Source organism: Hydrogenophaga pseudoflava, from assembly GCF_031020795.1.
Classification (GTDB): domain Bacteria; phylum Pseudomonadota; class Gammaproteobacteria; order Burkholderiales; family Burkholderiaceae_C; genus Hydrogenophaga; species Hydrogenophaga pseudoflava_A.
Window position 1 is genome coordinate 373,464 of the sequence record NZ_JAVHJP010000005.1, and the last position, 17,970, is coordinate 391,433.

The following is a 17,970-nucleotide window of genomic DNA, read 5'->3' on the forward strand; positions in this document are numbered from 1 at the left end:
GGTCAGGCCTCCACGGTCGTTTGGGCAGCGCGCACGCACGTGCTGCGGGGCAGGCCTGCGATGTGGCCGGGCGTGGCCAGGAACAGGTCCACGCCGCGCGGGAAGCGGCGGTGGTTGGCGTCCCACTGGTCCACAAAGTCGTCGGGCAGGCCGGTGGCGCACAAGGTCTGTTCGCTCGCGATGCCGGGGCCGGTGAGCACGAAGGCATCGGCCCCGGCACCGGCCAGCGCCGCCACCTCGATCACGCAGGTGGCCGACTGGTCGGGGTACTCGTCGGTGCCGGCGTCCAGCGAGGCCAGCGCCGGCAGGGTGTCGCCTTCGGCCACCCAGAGGAAGCGCGCGTCGGCGGGCGCGGCGGCCCAGCGGCAGCCGGTGTGGAAGCGCAGCCAGGGCGCAGCGTCGCTGGAGGCCAGCTTGGGCGAGAGCCACACCGCGCAGTCGCTGTCCACCAGCGACTGCAGCAGCTGGGCCGCGGCGCCGTGACCGTGGCGCGGCAACGCGGACACGTCGGGCATCCCGATCACACGGCCCGGGTGCGACAGCGCCGAGAGCGCCGTGCGGAACACCGCCTGGCTGCCCAGCGCGGCATCGTGGAAACCGGGGCGCACCTGTTGCAGGTCTTCGGCCTTCATGCCTCGTCTCCTTCGTCGGCCGCACCGGACTCGCGCGCCACGGTGAAAAAGTCCACCTTGGTCGATTGCGCGCGCGCGGCCCGGCGGGCCTGCTGCGCCGCCAGGTGCTGGCGCACCGGGTGCAGCAGGGCGCTGTCCAGCGTCTCGTGCTGCGCCGGGTCCTGCAGCAGCGCATCGGCCACGGCCGCCAGCTGGGCCTGCCGGTGGTTGCGCCCCATCACATAGGCCACGCCCACGGCGCTGTCCTCGCCACCCACGCGCAGCGCGCAGCGTGTGACCGTCATTTCGCCCAGGTTGAAACGTTCGCCGGTGCCACCGGCGCGGCCCTGCACCATGTACAGGCCGGTTTCGGGTTTGCGCAGCCACTGCAGCGGCGCCCCAGCCTGTTTCGACAGCGCCTGCTCCAGCAGCGGCAGGGGCGCGCGGCACAGCAGGGCCATCCAGTCGGGGCGCGGTGTGGGCCGGTTCGGCCCGGTGTTGTCAAACGCGTGAAACATCGTGGTGGTAGTCTGAAATCTGTGTAGACAACTTGTTGTCGATGCCCAGCTTAGGTTTCACCTGTGTCCCTTTCATGACAAGAAACGCCGCCTCTTTCGCCCTGCTCCTGCCGGAGCCCGATCACAGCTTCTGGGCCCGCATCGCCCACGAACTGGCCGACGCCATCGGTCGCGGTATCTACGCGCCTGGCGAGCGCCTGCCCTCGGAGCACCTGCTGGCCGAGCAGTACGGCGTGAACCGCCACACCATCCGCCGTTCGCTGGCCAGCCTGGGCCAGATCGGCCTGGTGCGCTCCACGCAGGGCAGTGGCACCTACGTCGAGGACTTCGCGGTCGACCTGGTGCTGGGCCGCCGCACACGCCACCGCCAGAGCCTGGCGCAGGCCGGTCTGCCCGGCGGCATGCAGGTGCTGGCCTCGCGCAGCCTGCGCGCGAACGCCGATGTGGCGAAGGCGCTGGAGCTGCGCACCGGCAGCACGGTGCTGCACCTGCAGGTGATCGGCGACGGCGGTGGCCAGCCGCTGCACGTCAGCGACCGCTTCTTCCCCTGCCCGCGTTTTGCGGGACTGGACGATCTGGTTCGCCAGAGCGGCTCGATCACGCAGGCCTTCGCCGCCTGTGGCGTGGCCGACTACACACGGCGCCAGAGCCGCATCTCGGCGCGCCTGCCGGTGTCAGAGATCGCCGCCCACCTCAGGCAGCCCGCGGCCCATCCGGCGCTCTACGTCAGCAGTGTCAATGTCGACACCGACGGCGTGCCGATCGAGTACGCCTGCACCTGGTTCGCGGGCGACCGCGTCACCCTCACCGTGGACCACGACCATGTCGCATGACGTACTCGCACCGCACCGTGTGGCCATCTACGCCGCGCCCCAGCCCGGCTCCGACTGGTGGGAGCGCGGCAGCGAGTGGCTGGGTCGCTGCGCGTCCCGCCGCTGCGCCCTGCCGATGCCGGAAGGGGCGAGGGTCGACCCGGCCGTTCTGACCGCCGTGACCGCCGACCCGCGCCGCTATGGCTGGCACGCCACGCTCAAGGCGCCGTTCCGGCTGTCGCGCCAGTCGAACCTCTGGGCCCTGCGCGATACGGTGGCGGCCATCTGTCGCGAACACCGTCCGTTCGAGCTGGGCGATCTGCAGGTCACCCGGCTGGGTTCGTTCCTCGCCCTGCAGCCTGAGCAGGCGCCGGCGGCGCTGGGCGCGCTGGCCGACGACTGTGTGCGCCGCCTGCAGCCGCTGGCCGCGCCCCTGAACGAGGCCGAGCTGGCGCGCCGCCGCCGTGCGCCGCTCACGCCCGAGGAAGACGCGCTGATGCAGGCCTGGGGCTACCCCTGGGTGTTCGACAGGTTCCGTTTCCACTTCTCGCTCACCGGTCCGCTGGCCGGCGTGCCGGACGATGTGGTGGGTGGCCTGTGGGTGGCCGCCACGCGGCAGTTCGGCGCCCTGCCGCCGATGCGGCTGGACCGCCTCTCGATCTTCATCGAACCGTCGCCGGGCGCCGACTTCGTGCTGCTCGAACAGCTGGAGCTGGGCGCATGACACACCGTCTGGTCTATGTGGTCGGCCCCTCGGGCGCCGGCAAGGACAGCGTGCTGCACCACCTGCGCGAGGCCTGGACCGGCATGCCGCCCGCGCACTGGGCGCGCCGCACCATCACGCGCGTGGCGCAGGCCGGGGGCGAGGCCAACGAGTGGGTGGACCGCCCGGCGTTCGAACGCCTGCAGCAGGCGGGCGCGTTCGCGATGCACTGGCAGGCCAACGGCCATGCCTACGGCGTGCGCCGTCCGGAGCTGGCGCCGCTGGCCAGCGGCCATTGCGTGTTCGTCAACGGGTCCCGCGCCCACCTGCCGCAACTGCTCGCGCAGTGGCCCGAGGCCACGGTGGTGCAGATCTCGGCGCCGGCCGATGTGTTGCTGCAACGCCTGCGTGCGCGCAACCGGGAGAGCGTGCAGGCGATCTCGGACCGGCTCGCACGGGGCATTGATGTCGAACTGCCCGCGAGCGCGATCCGCATCGTCAACGACGGCCCGCTCAGCGAAGCCGTCGACATGCTGCTGGCCGCGCTGCAGTCACGACTGGGCGAGCGCACCACCCGCGCGATGGCGCGGTGAGGCCGGCGCCGGCATAGTTCTTCAGGACTATTCAGCGCGTCACCCGGGGCGCCGAAAACCTCCCCATGAGGCGCCGGTGCGCGCGCCAGGAGTTCAGCATGTGGGGTGTGTCCAGGTTCCGGATCGGTGCGCGGCTGGCGGCCGGTTTCGGGTTGATGTTGTTGCTCATCGCGGGGCTGGTGGCGTCGTCGCTGCTGTCGCTGCGGCTGATCGGTCAGGAAAACAGCCAGCTGATCGACCACGAGATGGTGAAGGTGGCGGCGGTGTCGGTGATCGACACGGCCACGCGCGCCAATGGCCTGAACACGGCCGAACTGCTGCTGGTGGAGCCTTCGCAGATGCCGGTGGTGCAGGCGCGCATCGACGTCAACCGCAAGGCCATCGACGAGGCCCTGCTGACGCTGGACCGGCTGGTGGTGCGGCCTGAAGGCAAGGCCGCGCTGGCCGAGCTGCGCACCTCGCGCGCGGCCTATGTCGCCTCGTTCGTGAAGGTGGGTCCGCTGGTGAAGGCCGGGCGCATCGACGAGGCGCAGCAGCTCCTGAACAGCGAAACCCTGCCGGCGCTGGTGCGCCTGCAGCAACCCATCGACACCCTGCGTGCGCTGCAGGACCGGCTGGCCCATGAACGGGGCCAGGCCGTGGTCGACGCGATCGACGGTGCCCGGCTGCTGCAGATCGGCCTCGGCGCGGTGGCGCTGGTGCTGGGCCTGCTGGCCTCGGCGGTGCTGGCGCGCAGCATCGTGCAGCCGCTGCGCGAAGGCGTGGCGGTGGCCGGTCGCATCGCGGCCGGTGACCTCACGAAGGACGTGCCGGTGCAGGGCCGCGACGAGGTGGCCGAGCTGCTGCGTTCGCTGGGCACCATGCAGGACGGGCTGCGCAGCCTGGTGGGCCAGGTGCACCGCGGGGTCGACCATGTGGGCTCGGCCTCGGCGCAGATCGCCAGCGCCAACAAGGACCTGAGCGCGCGCACGGAGGCGCAGGCCAGTGCGCTGGAGCAGTCTGCCGCGTCGATGGAGCAGCTGAGCAGCGCGATCGCCCTGAACGCCGACAGCGCGCAGGCGGCCCGCACGCTGTCCACCGACGCCTCGCGGGCGGCCGAGGCCGGTGGCGAGACGGTGGCGGCGGTGGTGCGCACCATGCGCAGCATCGAGGACGCCTCGCGGCGCATCGCCGAAATCATCGGCGTGATCGACGGCATTGCCTTCCAGACCAACATCCTGGCGCTGAACGCGGCGGTGGAGGCGGCGCGGGCTGGCGAGCAGGGTCGCGGCTTTGCCGTGGTGGCCTCCGAGGTGCGGGCCCTGGCCAGCCGTTCGGCCGACGCGGCGCGGCAGATCAAGCAGCTGATCGAAGCCAGCGTGGACCAGGTGGGTTCGGGCACCGAACTGGCCGACCAGGCCGGCCACGCGATGACCGATGTGGTGGCGGCCATCCGCCGGGTGAACCAGCTGGTGGTGGACATCGCCGCCGCCATGCAGGAACAGAGCACCGGCGTGAGCCAGATGGGCGAGGCCATCACCCAGCTGGACCAGGCCACTCAGCAGAACGCGGCCCTGGTGGAAGAGACCGCCGCGGCCTCGCAGAGCCTGAACGACCAGGCGCGGGACCTGGTGGCCTCGGTGGCGGCGTTCCGGATCGAGCGCCGCGCGCTGCAGGCCGCCTGAGGCCCGCAGCGCAGCGGATGGATCACTTCACTTCGGTGACGAACTGCTCCAGCGGGCGGCGCACCTTCTTCAGGTTCGCCAGCCAGTCGCCTTCAGCGGCGCGGTAGCCCAGCGGCACGATGGCCACGCTGCGCAGGCCGCGCTCGCGCAGCTTCAGGATCTCGTCCAGCTTGGCGGGGTCGAAGCCTTCCATCGGCGTCGCGTCGACCTCTTCGAACGCGGCCGCGATCAGCGCGGCGCCCAGGCCGATGTAGGCCTGGCGGGCGGCGTGGTTGAAGTTCACTTCCGCGTCGCGCTGCGGGTAGCTGTTCAGCAGCATCTGGCGGTAGTTCTCCCAGCCTTCGTTGGTGAAGCCGCGCTCGGTGTTCACCAGGTCGAACATGTGGTTGATGCGCTCGGCCGTGTAGGTGTCCCAGGCCGCGAACACCAGCAGGTGCGAGCCGTCGGTGATCTGGGCCTGGTTCCAGGCGATGGGCTGGATCTGCTCGCGCACGGCCTTGCTGGTGACGACGAAGATCTCGAAGGGCTGCAGGCCGCTGGAGGTGGGCGCCAGGCGCGCCGCCTCGACGATGCGGTCCACCTTGTCCTGCGGCACGGCGCGGGACGGGTCCATCTTCTTGGTGGCGTAGCGCCACTGCAGTTTGTCCAGCAGGACGGGGGCGTGGGTGGGTTGCGACAGGTCGCTCATGGAACGGGTTCTCCGGGGTGGTGGGGCGCCCGCACCATGCGGGCGCATGGAGAAATCATGACGCGGTGCAGCAATCGGCGCTGCCGCCCGTGGGGATCACGGCCACCGGAACGCCTTTGTTCCCGCTGTCCGGCGGTGCGGCGGCGGATGGGGTATATGGCGCGGCCCGCCGGCTTGTCATCAAAACGGGTGATCCGGGAGGCCGCCGGTCCCTAGTCGGAAGGATGTCACCGCCACACCGCGCTCCTACATTGGCCCCACCCCGCGCACCGGTCCGTCCATCGGACCCGGGCCACGGGGCCACCCCTTGCAGGAGCGGACATGGCAAGCGACGAGCAGGTTCTGTTGATGAGCAACCAGCTGCAGGCTTTCGAGCTCAAGTCCCTGGTGCTCAAGCCCACGGCGCGCCCGGCGACCACCGTGGTGGCGGAGACACCGGTGCCGGTGAGCCCGGACGGCAGCCTGCAGCCCCAGGTGCTCTACGAGGCCTCCGACGACGCCAACGCCCGCTACCAGCTGCCCCGCTACGAATGGAACATGGTCGGCGGCCGCCACACGTCGCGCTTGCGCCTGCGCACGGCCGACGACGATCCGCACGGCCCGCTGGGCTGGCTGAACATCGAGCTGCTGGCGGTGCACGCCGTCGACGCGCGCTTCGCCATGCGCACCATCCCCCACACCGCGACGCTGCGCCTGGGCTACGAAATGCCGGTGGTGAGTTCCGGCGAGCCGGAGGCCCCGCCCTGGGAAGGCCAGTGGGAAAACACCGACCCCGCCACGCGGGGCATGACCCGTCTGGTGATCGGGCGGCGGGCCGACGGCGGTTGGTCCATGCACGGCTTCGGCAAGTGCCACCCCAGCGACTGCGACTGGGGCGAGACCACGGCCATGCTCTCGGGCGATGCGCTGATCGGCGTCTACGCCTTCGGCTTCAAGGTCACCACCCTCACCGCCCGCCGCAGCGGCCAGACGCTGGTGGTGGACGTGCTGGACGACTACACCGACGCCGATGGCCGCACCGACCGCCTGAGCCAGTACGTCATGGCCCGCTCGGTGGCCGCCGCGCCCGCCCAGCCGCTGATCTGGGAGGCGCTCGGCCCGCTGAACCCGCTGGGCGGCAGCGTGCACCGCTGCACGCTGCCGTTCCACGCCCAGGAGGACTACGACCGCATCCACCAGATCATCACCTCGCCGGTGCACCGTGCGCGGCTGGAGGTGGTGTGCAAGGCCACGGTCGGCCAGCGCACCTGGCAGCAGTGGTGGCTGCACGACCGGCCGGCGGTGGCGCCGGTGCGGCCGGACATCGACGTGGTCCGCATCAGCCCCGCGGTGCTGAACACGCTGCGCACCAGGCCGGTGGCGGCGGCGGTGCCCCGGATGCCGGCGATCGCCAGCCTGCGGGCCGAGCGCGCCAGCGTGGCCACGCTGGCGCTGGCCCGGGGTGTGCGCCGCCCGCACCATGAGCCCGATCTGGACGAGGCGCTGTCCAGGGAAGAGGCCGCGCGCGTGCTGCGCACCCTGCCGCGGCGCGTGGCCATCGACAAGAAGGGCCGGCCGGTGCTGGTGCGGCGCGAGGCCGAGTGCACCCAGTCGCTGGCCTGCACCTTCGACCCCCAGGCCGACGGCTACATGCTCGACGCGCCGCGCGACCCCTCGCAGGCCCATGTGCTGTTCAAGCACGACCTGGTCGCGGACGGGCAGAGCGTCACCTTCTTCCAGGACTCCCTGGTGCGCGACCAGGTCTATTTCGAGCCGCAGGAGTTCCGGCTCGCACGCAGCGACGCCAGCCCCTTCCTGCCCTCGCTGGTGTTCGCCATCACCGACGTCGCCACCGAGAGCGAGGCGCTGAGCTACCGGGTGCGGCTGGCGTTCCAGGCGCGGCCCCACCTCGGACAGGCCTTCGTGCTGCTGGCGCGCCAGCACTTCGGCCCCGCCGCGCGGCTGACCGCGCTCACCCCCCGGTCGGCCCGGCTCACCCTGGGCGTGCCGACCGCCGACGGTGCGCCCCCGGCGCTGCTGGAGCGGCCCGACGCGGTGATCCGCTTCGACGAGGGCATCACCGACGAGCTGTCGCTGGACGAGGCGCAGTTCGTGCGCCTGGCCGCCGCCTTCCAGTCGCCGGCCGGCATCGGCATGCAGGGCTGGGTGACAGCCACCATCAGCGACGGCACGCAGGTCGACATTCCGCTGGTGGTCTCGCTCAAGGACAACACCGGCAGCGTGTTCGATCCGCAGCTGCTGCGCCCGGACCCGGACGGCGTGCCGGGCCACTGCGTCGTCACCCTGCGCAACCGCATCGAGAGCCCGGTGCGCGTCAACGGGGTCCACGCCCAGGAGCTGGGCGTCTGGACCGACCCGGCCACCGGCGTGCCGCAGACCGTGACCGTGCGGCCCCTGGATCTGCCGCCGGCCGCGCCGGTGCTGCCGGGCCAGACCGTGGACCTGCGCTTCGCCGTCACGCCGGCGGCGTTTCCGCTGCTGTCGATCACCCCGGCGCTGGACCTGGACATCCAGCCCGACCTCGCTCGGCTGATGGGGCAGCTCACCGTCACCGAGGCCTTCACCGAGGCCACCTTCGAGGTGCAGGTGTCGGCCAGCCCGCTGTTCTTCGGCCCCGGTGCGCTGACGGCGCTGCGGGTCGAGTTCGACGATGGTCCGGTGGTCGCGCTCGATGCCGGCACCCTGGTGCAGACGGTGAGTCTGCGCAAGCCGGTGGTGGCGCGCATCCTGGGCCTGGAGCCCGGTTACCGCTACCGCCTGGTGGCGGTGGATGCGCAGCGCGGCGAGCGGGTGCACGAAGGGCTGGCCGGGGTCGGTCACCTGCAAGTGAGCCTGCCACAGGGGTGACCATGATGCTCACCCGGCCGCTTCAGGATTTCCCGGACGTGTTCCCGGACCACCGGGACGCGCACCGGCTGTATGTCCTGCCGGACCGGGCGGCGCTGGCGCTGGACGCCGACGGTTTCCCGCGCTTCACGCTGCTGCGGCGCACCGCCGACGACGGCGCGGCGCAGGACGGCGGATTGCTGCAGGCCTTCCTGGCGCTGGACCACACCCACCTCGATGCCCTGGCCCGCGAGCCGTCGCTGGCCGGGCGGGCGCTGGAGCCCGCGCCGGTGGCGCAGGCCGAGGCCCGCCTGGTGCTGCGCGGGGTGTCGGGCGATCTGGTGCAGGCGGCCGGACAGTGGCAGCCCGTGGCCACCAGCACGGCCGATGCGCTCTCGCTCACCCACCACCTGGGTCCGGACGACAGCCGCATCGTCGCGGCGCTGGTGCGAGAAGACAGCTCCGGGGGGCCCGAGCCGGTGGAGCTGGAGCTGCGGCTGCGGGTCCAGGGCCTGCGGCCCGGCCTGCCCTGGGTGGTGACGACCACCGGCACCACCTTGCACGACCAGCTGCAGGCCCTGCTGCCCGCCGATGCGCCGGCCAGCGCCACGGACCTCGACCGGGCCTTCCTGAGCCTGCCGGCGGGTCTGCTGCGCTGGCAATCCCTGCTGGACGATGCCGTGCCAGCCGACACCGAGGCCCTGGCGCTGCAGGCGGCGCACAGCGCGCGGCAGAGCCTGTTCCGACGCGTGGGCGAGGGCTTCGAGTGGCACCCTGGCGTGCCGCTCACCGACACGGCCGACGGCCTGTCGTGGCGCCTGGACCTGCCGCTGCCCGACACGGTCGAGCGGCGGCTGCGCTGGTCGCTCAGCGACGTGCACCGCGACTGGGCTGGACGCGCCCAGGCCTTTCCGGTGGTCACGCCGTTCCGGCCGATGCAGCGGGTCATGGTGCACGTGCTCTGCGCCCTGCCCCTGCACTCCCGGGGGCTGGCGCAGCTCGACGTGGAGCTGCGCTACCGCGGCCCCAGCGGTGCCTGGGTGCACCACACCTTGCGCTTCGATGGGCGCACCGGGCTGCACGCCCTGTCGGTGGTCGGTCCCGCCTTCGGTGCGGGCCTGGAACTGTCCTACCGGACGCTGGCGGTGGTGGCCCGGGAAGGGCAGCTGCCGCTGACGCTGTCGTCGCCGGACTTCGTCCCGGTGCAGGGCCTGCAGCTGGTGATCGGCGAGGCCGAGGCCGGCGTGCGCCCGGTGCCCGTCGGCGCCGACCCCTCGCTGTGGGCGCACACGCAAGCGGTGCGGCTGGTGGTGACCGCCGCCAGCGCTAGCGCCACGACGGTGATGCTGACCCCGCAGGCCCCGGACGCCTGGGTCTGCCTGAGCGGCGGCGACCGGCAGACCCCGGCCGAGGCGCAGGCCCTGGCCCGCGCGGGCGACGGGGCGGAGCAGGCCTTCTGGTCCGGTGCCCTGCCGCCCGAAGGCCTGCGGCTGAACGGATGGGCGCTGGAGCCGGCGGTGCCCGATCAGGTCGAGATTCGGCTGGCCGGGCCGCTGGCCGCGGCGACCGCGCTGGTGGGCGTCGAACTGCGGGCCGGCGACCAGCTGCCCGCCGACGACGCCAGCGGCACCCTGCTCACGCTGGAAGCGGGCCCGGCGCGCCGCTGGTCCTACTGGCGCCGCAGCCTGCTGCAGCCGCCGGCCTACGCCTGGCGCTTGCACTGGGTCGGGCGCGACCCGGCCACCGGCGCCACCCGTCCGCTGCGCGTCGGTCCCTGGCGCGTGGACCACGCCTCCGAACTGCTCATCGAGCAGCTGCCGTCATGAACCCGTGCCATGCCATCCCGGTGTGCCCACCCACCACAGAGGTGACCCCATGCTGAAAGTCCCCGCCTTCCGGACCGTCGACGGCGTCACCGTCTACGCCGACGACACGCTCTGGTACCGCTTCTACCCGGTGGCCGATCAGCCCCGGGTCCGCCTGGACGCCGACGGCCAGCCGGTGTTCCTGCTCGTCAAGTACGCGTTGTCCGACGAAGAGCTGGCGCGCAACCCCACGCTGCCGCGCGGCGGGGGCTACCTCAACGTCGACGTGGTGTTCGAGCTGGACGACGCGCAGCGCGAGGCGGTGCGCGCCAACCTGCAGGCCTGGGTGGACACCGAGTTCGCACGCCGCCAAGCCGGCAGCGCCGAAGAGAAGGCCTCGGTGCAGGGCATGAGCGCGCCGCCCCCGGTGGACTTCGGCACCCCCACCTACACCGGCGGCACGGTGGCCATGGACGCGCCGCAGACCAGCGTGCTGGTGAGCAAGCGCGTGGCCAGCGGCGCGCCGTCCCTGCTGGCCGACAACGTTTCGGTGTTCAGCATGGACCTCACCAGCGAGGGCGCCACCTTCATGGAGCGCACCCTCACCGGCGGTGGCGGGGCCGCCGGGGCCTCCGACCTGACGCCGATCCAGGTGCGCTACGACCTGAGCTTCTGGGCCCGCCTGCCGCCGGTGCGCATCCATGTGAAGGCCGACTCGCAGCGCATGTACGAGCAGGTGCGCAAGATCATGGACGGCGCCGGCGTCGACCACTGCACCACCTACGACTTCCAGCACAGCGACATCGACACCGCCTCGGCCGAGGTGGCCGGCCTGATCACCGTGCAGATCGACACCGGCAGCGGATCGCTCGACGACGCGGTGATCGCCGAACTGCGGCGCTATGCGCTGGAGGTGATGCAGGAACTGGTGGAGTCGAACTTCTTCACCGACGACCCGGGCGAGGCCCACCGGCCCTCCGGCCCGGGCGACGTGCCCGACGAGGCGCTCTCGGGCCGCCGCGACAGGACCAAGAAGTACCTGCGCAAGCAGCACGACAGCGTGCACATGAAGCTGGAGCTGAGCCTGGAGCAGAACAGCGTGGTGTCCTGGCCCATCCATCCGCAGGGCACGCTGCAGACCTTCTTCCGGGGCATGTCGGCGGCGCAGATTTCGAACTTCGTGCGCGTGGTCCAGCTGGACGACCCGGTGTTCCAGTCGCTCAACCTCACGGCCCGCGTGTTCGCGCCGTTCGACGCCACGGGCCTGGAGGCTGTCGAGGTCGAGGTGCGCTACGCCGGTCGCGACGCCAGTGGCGACCGCCAGGAAAAGCTCAAGACCTTCACCTTCACCGGCAACCAGCCGCAGAAGTGGGAGCCCAAGCTGATCGGCGACGAGCGCAGCTACGAACACCGCCACCGCTTCAAGTTCGCCGGCCGCGCGTTCGGTTCGTTCACCCGCTGGGAAAGCTCCAGCCGCAACGACCTCAACATTTCCGTGGCGGCGCCCGGCCGGGTGTTTGTCGAGGTGCGCGCGGGCGACGTCGACTTCGAGAACCAGGTGCGGCAGGTGCAGGTGCTGCTGGCCTACGAGGACCCGGCGGCCGGCGTGCCGCGCCAGGAACAGACCGTGCTGCTGGAGAAGACCAGCACCAGCGGCGTGTACGACCGCCAGATCTTCGAGCCGCGCGCGCGCCCGGTGCTCTACCGTCAGCGCTTTCGCTTGCAAAGCGGCGAGGTGGTCGAAGACCCCGACTGGCAGGAACTCTTCGGCAGCCAGCTCATCGTCAACCAGCCAGCCCGGGGCCTGCTGCGCGTGCGCCTGCTGCCCGCCGGCGACGGCTGGGACGGTGTGGCCCAGGTGATCGTCGACCTGCGCTACGAAGACGCCGCCCACGGCCTGCGGCGCGAGGAGAGCCTGGTGCTCAAGACCAGCCAGGAGTTCCGCACCTGGGAGGTGGCGCTGCGCGACCAGAACCGCCGGGTGTTCGAGTACCGCGTGCACGCCAGCTTCAAGGACGGCCGCTTCCAGCAGGGGCAGTGGCAGAGCCACACCGGCGAAGAGACCCTGCCCGTCGTGGTCCACGCGCCGCCGCGCCACCAGATCCAGATCATTCCCGACCGTCTTGACCTGGCCACCGCGCCACTGACCGAGGTCGGCCTGACCCACCTGCCCACCGGCCGGCAGGAGACCTTTGTCTTCCGCGCCAAGCAGCCCGTGGTGTGGAACGTGGACGTGCCCGCCGGCACGCCGGTGCGCTACCGGGTGCAGGTGACGCACTTCCCCGCCACCGGCGACCCGGTGGTGCTGCCGCCCTTCGAGGAAGAGGACCCGGTGCTCGTGCTGCCGCCCTACCAGCCGCCCCGGCCGGGCACGCTGAGGGTGCAGTTGCTCGGCAACCTGATCGACTTCGCACGGACGCCGCTGGTGACGGTGGACCTGCGCTACCAGGACGAGGTGCACGGCATCGACACCAGCCACGCCCTGGCCTTCACGAACGCCACCGGCTTCGAATGGAACGTCGACGTGCGCGACCTGAACCGGCGCCTCTACGCCTACCAGATCACCTACTTCGTGGCGCCCGACCAGACGCCCCACACCCTGCCCCAGGCCTTCAGCGACAAGCCGCTGCTGGTGGTCCCGCGCTGGCAGCCCGCACCCTGAACCACCGAACCCACCGCCAGGAGAAACACCATGCTCAAAGTGCCCGCCTACGCGTATTTCGAGGACCTGCGCGTCACCGTCTTCCAGGACGACACCATGTTCTGGAAGTTCTACGTGATCCCGGACTACATCTCGGTCCGGCGCGACCAGAACGACAACCCCGTCTTCCTGCTGATCAAGTACGCCTTCGGCGACCAGGACCGGGTGGCCAACCCGGCGCTGGGGCGCGGCGGCGGCTTCATGGCCTTCGACGTGGAGATGCGGGTGGCCGAACAGGACCAGGCCACGCTGGTCCAGCGCCTGCAGGACCTGGTGGACGACGAGTACCGGCGCCTGAAGGCCCTGGCCGAGGCCCACAACGAGCGGGTCGAAGGCATGCGCCTGAGCAGCTGGGCCTACGCCAACAACCGGTCCATGAGCACCTCCCTGTCGATCCACGACGTCAAGCTGGGGCTGCGGCCGGACGCACCCGAAGCGCCGCCCGGCAACAAGCCGCCCACGGTGATCCTCTCGGTGCCCACCTGGACCGAAGGCACCTTCAGCGTGAGCGCGCCGCAGTCGGCCTCCTTGGTCAGCCACCGGGTGGTCGAGGGTCCGCTGTCCCTGGTGGGCAGCAACGTGGCCAGCGCCAACATGGACCTCACCGAGGCCGGCGCCACCTTCATGGAAAAGACCCTGGTCAACCGCGACGGCACGGGCGGCAGCGACCTGACCCCGATCCAGGTGCGCTTCGACCTCAAGATGTGGGCCCGCCTGCCGCCGGTGCGCCTGTCCATCGAGGCCGACACGCGCAGCGTCTACCAGGGCCTGCGCGCGGTGATGCACGACTTCGAGGGCAACACCTGCAACGAGGACGAGCTCTACCACTTCGACCAGCACCTGAAGATGGCGGTGGAATCGAACCTGATCAAGATCAGCTTCGACACCGGCACGCTCAAGCTCGACGACAAGTTCGTCAACGAGCTGCGCGCCACCGCGATGGAGATCGTCACCAACCTGATGGAGGAGAAGTTCTTCAAGAAGGAGGACGCACCGGCCGCCACCGAAGACCCGGTGGGCATGGACGACGAGCGCAAGGTGTACTTCTTCAAGTCCGAGCAGGAGATGGAGTTCACCTCCATCGCCTACAACGAGGAGATCAAGAGCATCGCCGAGTGGCCGGTGCACCCGCAGGGCACCATGCAGTCCTTCTTCGCCGGCATGTCGGCGCAGGAGATCGGCAAGTACGTGCGCGTGGCCGACCTCAACGACCCATTCTTCATGACGCTGGGCCTCAAGGTCTCGGCCTTCGCCGACTGGGAGCACAACCCGATCGCCTTCGTCGAGGCGCAGGTGCAGTACGAGGGCCGCGACGAAAACGGCGACATGGTCGAGAAGCAGCAGACCTTCACCTTCAACAAGGACAACACGCGCGGCGACTGGGACCCCAGCCTGATCGGCGCCAAGCGCGAGTACCAGTACCGCTACCGCATCGCCTTCCAGGGCAAGCCGCCCGGTGAGTTCACGCGCTGGGAGCGCGAGCGCACGCCGCAGCTCAACCTCTCGATCCCCGACGCCGGCCGGGTCAACGTGCGGCTCCTCGCAGGCCAGATCGACTTCGCGCAGACGGTCGACCAGGTGCAGGTGGAGGTGGCCTACGCCGACACTTCGTCGGGTGTGAACGAGGAGATCGAGACCTTCCGCCTGCTCGACGGCCAGCAGGAACAGACCTACAACCGCGTCATCTTCACGAACTGGGACCGGCCGGTGCGCTACCGCTCGCACTTCTTCCTCAAGGACGGCCAGCGCATCGAGACCGACTGGACCGAGACCACGGCCCGTCAGCTGCTGATCAACGCGCCGCTGTACGACAAGCTGGACGTGCGGCTTGTGCCCTCGGGCGACTGGAGCGGCGTGGTGCAGTCGGTGGTGAGCCTGCGCTACGAGGACGCGGCCAACAACTACCGCGCCGACGAGGCCTTCTCGCTCAAGGCCATCAACGAGTTCAAGACCTGGTCGGTGGTGCTGCGCAACAGCCAGGTGCGCCACTTCGAATACAAGGTGCTGACCACCTTCCAGAACGGCGACCTGCGCGAAGGCCAGTGGACCCCGATGGACGGCGACCAGGCTCTGCCCATCGTGGTGCGGACCGTGCCGCAGCTGGTGGTCAAGCTGCTGCCCAACGTGGTGGACTTCGACGCCAGCCCGGTGGTGGAGACCACGATGCGCTACGCCGACGCGGCCAACGGCATCCAGAAGGTGGAGACCTTCACCTTCGTCAAGGGCGACAAGATCGAGGAGTGGCGCGTGCCGCTCACCGACAACAGCCCGCGCCAGTACCGCTACCAGGTCACCTTCCACACCGCCGACGGCCGCACCGTGAAGGAGCCCGAGGTGGTGGACGACCGGACCGAGGTGGTGCTGCCCCGGCTGCTCACGCCGGAGATCAAGGTCACGCTGCTGCCGCGCTTCGTGAGCTTCATCGACACGCCGGTGGTGGAGGTGAGTGTGCGCTACGAGGACGGGGCCAACCAGATCCGCTTCAACGACTCCTTCCTGTTCACCGAGCCGGTCGACCAGGTGTTCCGCATCCCCGTGCGCGCGAATTCCCCGGCCGGGTACGAGCTGCAGATCACCTACTTCAACAAGGACGGCACGGCCTTCCCGCAGGAGCCGGTGCGCACGGACAAGAAGCACTTTCCGCTGCCCAGGTTCGTGCCCGAGCTGGCGCCGCAGCCCTGACCACAGCCCAGGAGACTGACATGCTCTCGTTCGGCCCGCCCTACTTCCAGGTCGAGGGGATGACGGTCATGAGTGACTTTCACGACCCCCTCCAGTTCTATTACTTCCCCAACCGCCCCAAGCTCTCGGTGGACGAGCAGGGCCGTCCCGCCATCCGCTTCATCATCCTCAAGGAAGCCCAGGACGAGATCGAGCGCAACCCCGACGGGACGGCCGCCGAGGACGACGTGGCCGGCTTCCTGGTGTTCGACACCGACCTGGCCTGGGACAGCGAGGCGGTGCGCAAAGCCGAGCGCTTCATCAAGCGCGAGATGAACCTGGCCGACACGCCGCGGCTGGCGCCCCTGCCCTACAAGGGCGGCACCGTGCAGCTGACCTTTCTCGACCGCACCACCGAGCTGCCCAAGCCGGTGGACCCCACCAACCCGACCCCGCCGCCGGCCCCGGCCGATCCGGTCGATGCCGAGCAGCGCTGGGTGCCCTTCCTCAAGTCCAGCGGCGTGCCCTCGCTGTACGGCGACAACCGGGCCATCTTCAGCGCCATGCTCAGCCGCAAGGCGACCAAGCTGCTCTACGGGGCCTTCGAAGGCTTCATGCCGGCGGGTGTGGTCTACAACCTGGAATTCGTGGGCATGCAGACCGCCTACCGGGTCGACGTGCAGGCCGACTGGGAACAGGCCTACCACTTCATCCAGGAGCACTTCGGCGTCGACTTGATCTTCGTCACCGCCGACCTGGACGACATCGTCGAGAAGCTGGAGGAGGAAAAGATCATCAACATCACGGCCTCGCTGGAGCTCGAAGGCGAAGAGGCGGCGGTGGTGGAGGAGGAGTTCAACCAGGTGCGCAAGGACCTGAGCGAGCTGGTGCTGGAGAAGTTCTTCGAGCCGGCGCCCAACCCCAACGAGGCCACGCCCGACGACCAGACCGTGAGCACCGTGCTGCGCACCGCGCGCCAGATCCGCAACATCGCGCACCACTGGCCCAGCGCGGGCTACAGCCGGCGCGAGGTGAGCACCGAGGAACTGCGGTCGATCCAGGTCGACTACACGGTCAACAAGGCGGTCTCGCGCAAGATCGCGCCGCAGGCGCACATCAGCCTGTTCTTCGAGGACTTCGGCCTGACGAAAGAGGACGTGGTGACCGTGGTGGACGGCAACGACGCGCTCTGGAACACCACCAGCTTCGACGCGCTGGTCAACGCCGACTACGCTGGCGACGCCATCCACAGCGTGGCGCTGGACGTGCAGTACCGCGCGCCCGACCAGTTCGATCCGCTGGCCGACCCGGACGCCGAGTGGTCCTTCCTGTTCGACTCGCCCGAGGACCGCGTCAAGCGTTCGTCCTGGTACAACCCGGACATCGGGCACCAGTACTTCTACCGCTACAGCGTCTTCTTCAAACCCTCGGCCCTGCCCGGCCCGACCCACAGCGTGAGCAGCGGCTGGCGCCCGCACGACTCGCAGCTGCTGGTGATCTCGCCCGACGAGCTGTACCGGCGGCTGGCGCTGGAGGTGCAGGTCGACACCAGCTTCCCATGGGACCGCTACTCCGGCGTGTTCGTGCACCTGCGGCACAGCACCGGGGCGTGGACCCACGAAGACTCCAAGCTGCTGCACAAGGGCGACAGCAGCTTCCGTGTGGCGCTGCGCACCGACAAGGCGGCGGACCCGGGGATCGACTACCGGCTGAGCTACCTCAAGGCCGGCGGCGGCACGGTGGAGGAGGGCTGGCAGCGCACGTCCAGCGACCTGGTGATCATCCGCGACCCGATGCCGCCGCGCCCCAAGGTGCGCATCGTCGTGGCGGGGGACCGCACGCGCATCCTCAACCTGATCGTCGACCTGCGCTACACCGACCCGGCCAACGGCGTCGCCGCCAGCGAGTCCGTCGTGTTCGACACCAGCAACATCCACACCGCCCAGGTGTGGGAGATCCCGGTGGTCGATCCGGCCAAGCGCCGCTACGAGTACGGCCAGACCATCATCGACGTCGACGGCAATGTCACGTCCACCGGCTTCCAGCAGGAAGACAAGAGCACCCTCACCGTGGGCGAGACCTTCGTCAAGCTGATGGAGGTCCAGCCCGAGCTGGTCGGTCCGCCGCTGTCCGCCAACAGCGTCGAGCGCATCGTGCTGACCCTGCGCTACGACGACGATGCCAACAACGTGCACGAGGAAGAGCAGCAGTCGTTCGCGCAGCCCGGCATGGGCGCACCCTGGCGCCTCAAGCTGCAGGACGCGTCCTTGCGCGACTACACCTACGAACTGACCTACGTGCTCAACACCGGTTTCGAAAAGAGCACGGGCCGGCGCTCCACGCGCGACCGCTTCCTCATGCTCTCGACCGTACCGCCCAGGGGCTGAG

General features: G+C 70.3%; 12 protein-coding genes. 9 read left to right on the top strand and 3 right to left on the bottom strand.

The features are described from left to right. Positions 1-2: 2 nt before the first annotated feature. Entirely contained in the window at positions 3-632 is a 630-nt protein-coding gene (gene phnH / locus RCO38_RS18155) for a phosphonate C-P lyase system protein PhnH (protein ID WP_308329773.1), read from the bottom strand. Further along, positions 629-1,129 carry a phosphonate C-P lyase system protein PhnG gene (gene phnG / locus RCO38_RS18160; RefSeq protein WP_308329775.1) on the bottom strand — a complete coding sequence of 167 codons (501 nt, stop codon included), beginning with the start codon at positions 1,127-1,129 and terminating at the stop codon, positions 629-631. Before phnG ends, phnH begins: the two co-directional genes overlap by 4 nt. 74 nt (positions 1,130-1,203) lie before the next feature. Between phnG and phnF the strand changes: the two genes are divergently transcribed. The 4 genes from phnF to RCO38_RS18180 all read left to right on the top strand — a co-directional run bounded on the left by phnF (position 1,204) and on the right by RCO38_RS18180 (position 4,901). Beyond that, positions 1,204-1,962 carry a phosphonate metabolism transcriptional regulator PhnF gene (phnF, locus tag RCO38_RS18165; protein WP_308329777.1) on the top strand — a complete coding sequence of 253 codons (759 nt, stop codon included), beginning with the start codon at positions 1,204-1,206 and terminating at the stop codon, positions 1,960-1,962. Next, positions 1,952-2,665 carry a DUF1045 domain-containing protein gene (locus RCO38_RS18170; protein ID WP_308329779.1) on the top strand — a complete coding sequence of 238 codons (714 nt, stop codon included), beginning with the start codon at positions 1,952-1,954 and terminating at the stop codon, positions 2,663-2,665. Before phnF ends, RCO38_RS18170 begins: the two co-directional genes overlap by 11 nt. Continuing rightward, entirely contained in the window at positions 2,662-3,237 is a 576-nt protein-coding gene (gene phnN / locus RCO38_RS18175) for a phosphonate metabolism protein/1,5-bisphosphokinase (PRPP-forming) PhnN (protein WP_308329781.1), read from the top strand. Before RCO38_RS18170 ends, phnN begins: the two co-directional genes overlap by 4 nt. Before the next feature lie 98 nt (positions 3,238-3,335). Further along, a complete protein-coding gene (locus RCO38_RS18180; protein ID WP_308329783.1) occupies positions 3,336-4,901 on the top strand; it encodes a methyl-accepting chemotaxis protein in 1,566 nt (521 codons plus the stop codon). Positions 4,902-4,923: 22 nt separating this feature from the next. Here the strand turns inward: RCO38_RS18180 and RCO38_RS18185 are convergent, their stop codons facing one another. Continuing rightward, the gene (locus tag RCO38_RS18185) at positions 4,924-5,589 is read right to left on the bottom strand and encodes a nitroreductase family protein (protein WP_308329785.1); all 666 of its coding nucleotides are present in this window, start codon (positions 5,587-5,589) and stop codon (positions 4,924-4,926) included. Between the two features lie 321 nt (positions 5,590-5,910). Between RCO38_RS18185 and RCO38_RS18190 the strand changes: the two genes are divergently transcribed. Genes RCO38_RS18190 through RCO38_RS18210 form a run of 5 tightly spaced genes read left to right on the top strand, consistent with a single transcriptional unit; the run spans position 5,911 to position 17,969 of the window. Next, positions 5,911-8,436 (top strand): hypothetical protein, encoded by a 2,526-nt coding sequence (locus tag RCO38_RS18190; protein ID WP_308329787.1) that lies wholly within the window; start codon positions 5,911-5,913, stop codon positions 8,434-8,436. Between the two features lie 2 nt (positions 8,437-8,438). Then, a complete protein-coding gene (locus RCO38_RS18195) occupies positions 8,439-10,241 on the top strand; it encodes a hypothetical protein (RefSeq protein ID WP_308329788.1) in 1,803 nt (600 codons plus the stop codon). A 49-nt stretch (positions 10,242-10,290) separates the two neighbouring features. Continuing rightward, positions 10,291-12,882, top strand: a complete 2,592-nt coding sequence (locus RCO38_RS18200; protein ID WP_308329789.1) for a hypothetical protein — start codon at positions 10,291-10,293, stop codon at positions 12,880-12,882. A gap of 30 nt (positions 12,883-12,912) precedes the next feature. Beyond that, a complete protein-coding gene (locus RCO38_RS18205) occupies positions 12,913-15,603 on the top strand; it encodes a hypothetical protein (RefSeq protein ID WP_308329791.1) in 2,691 nt (896 codons plus the stop codon). Positions 15,604-15,623: 20 nt separating this feature from the next. Next, the gene (locus RCO38_RS18210; protein WP_308329792.1) at positions 15,624-17,969 is read left to right on the top strand and encodes a hypothetical protein; all 2,346 of its coding nucleotides are present in this window, start codon (positions 15,624-15,626) and stop codon (positions 17,967-17,969) included. Position 17,970: the final 1 nt, after the last annotated feature.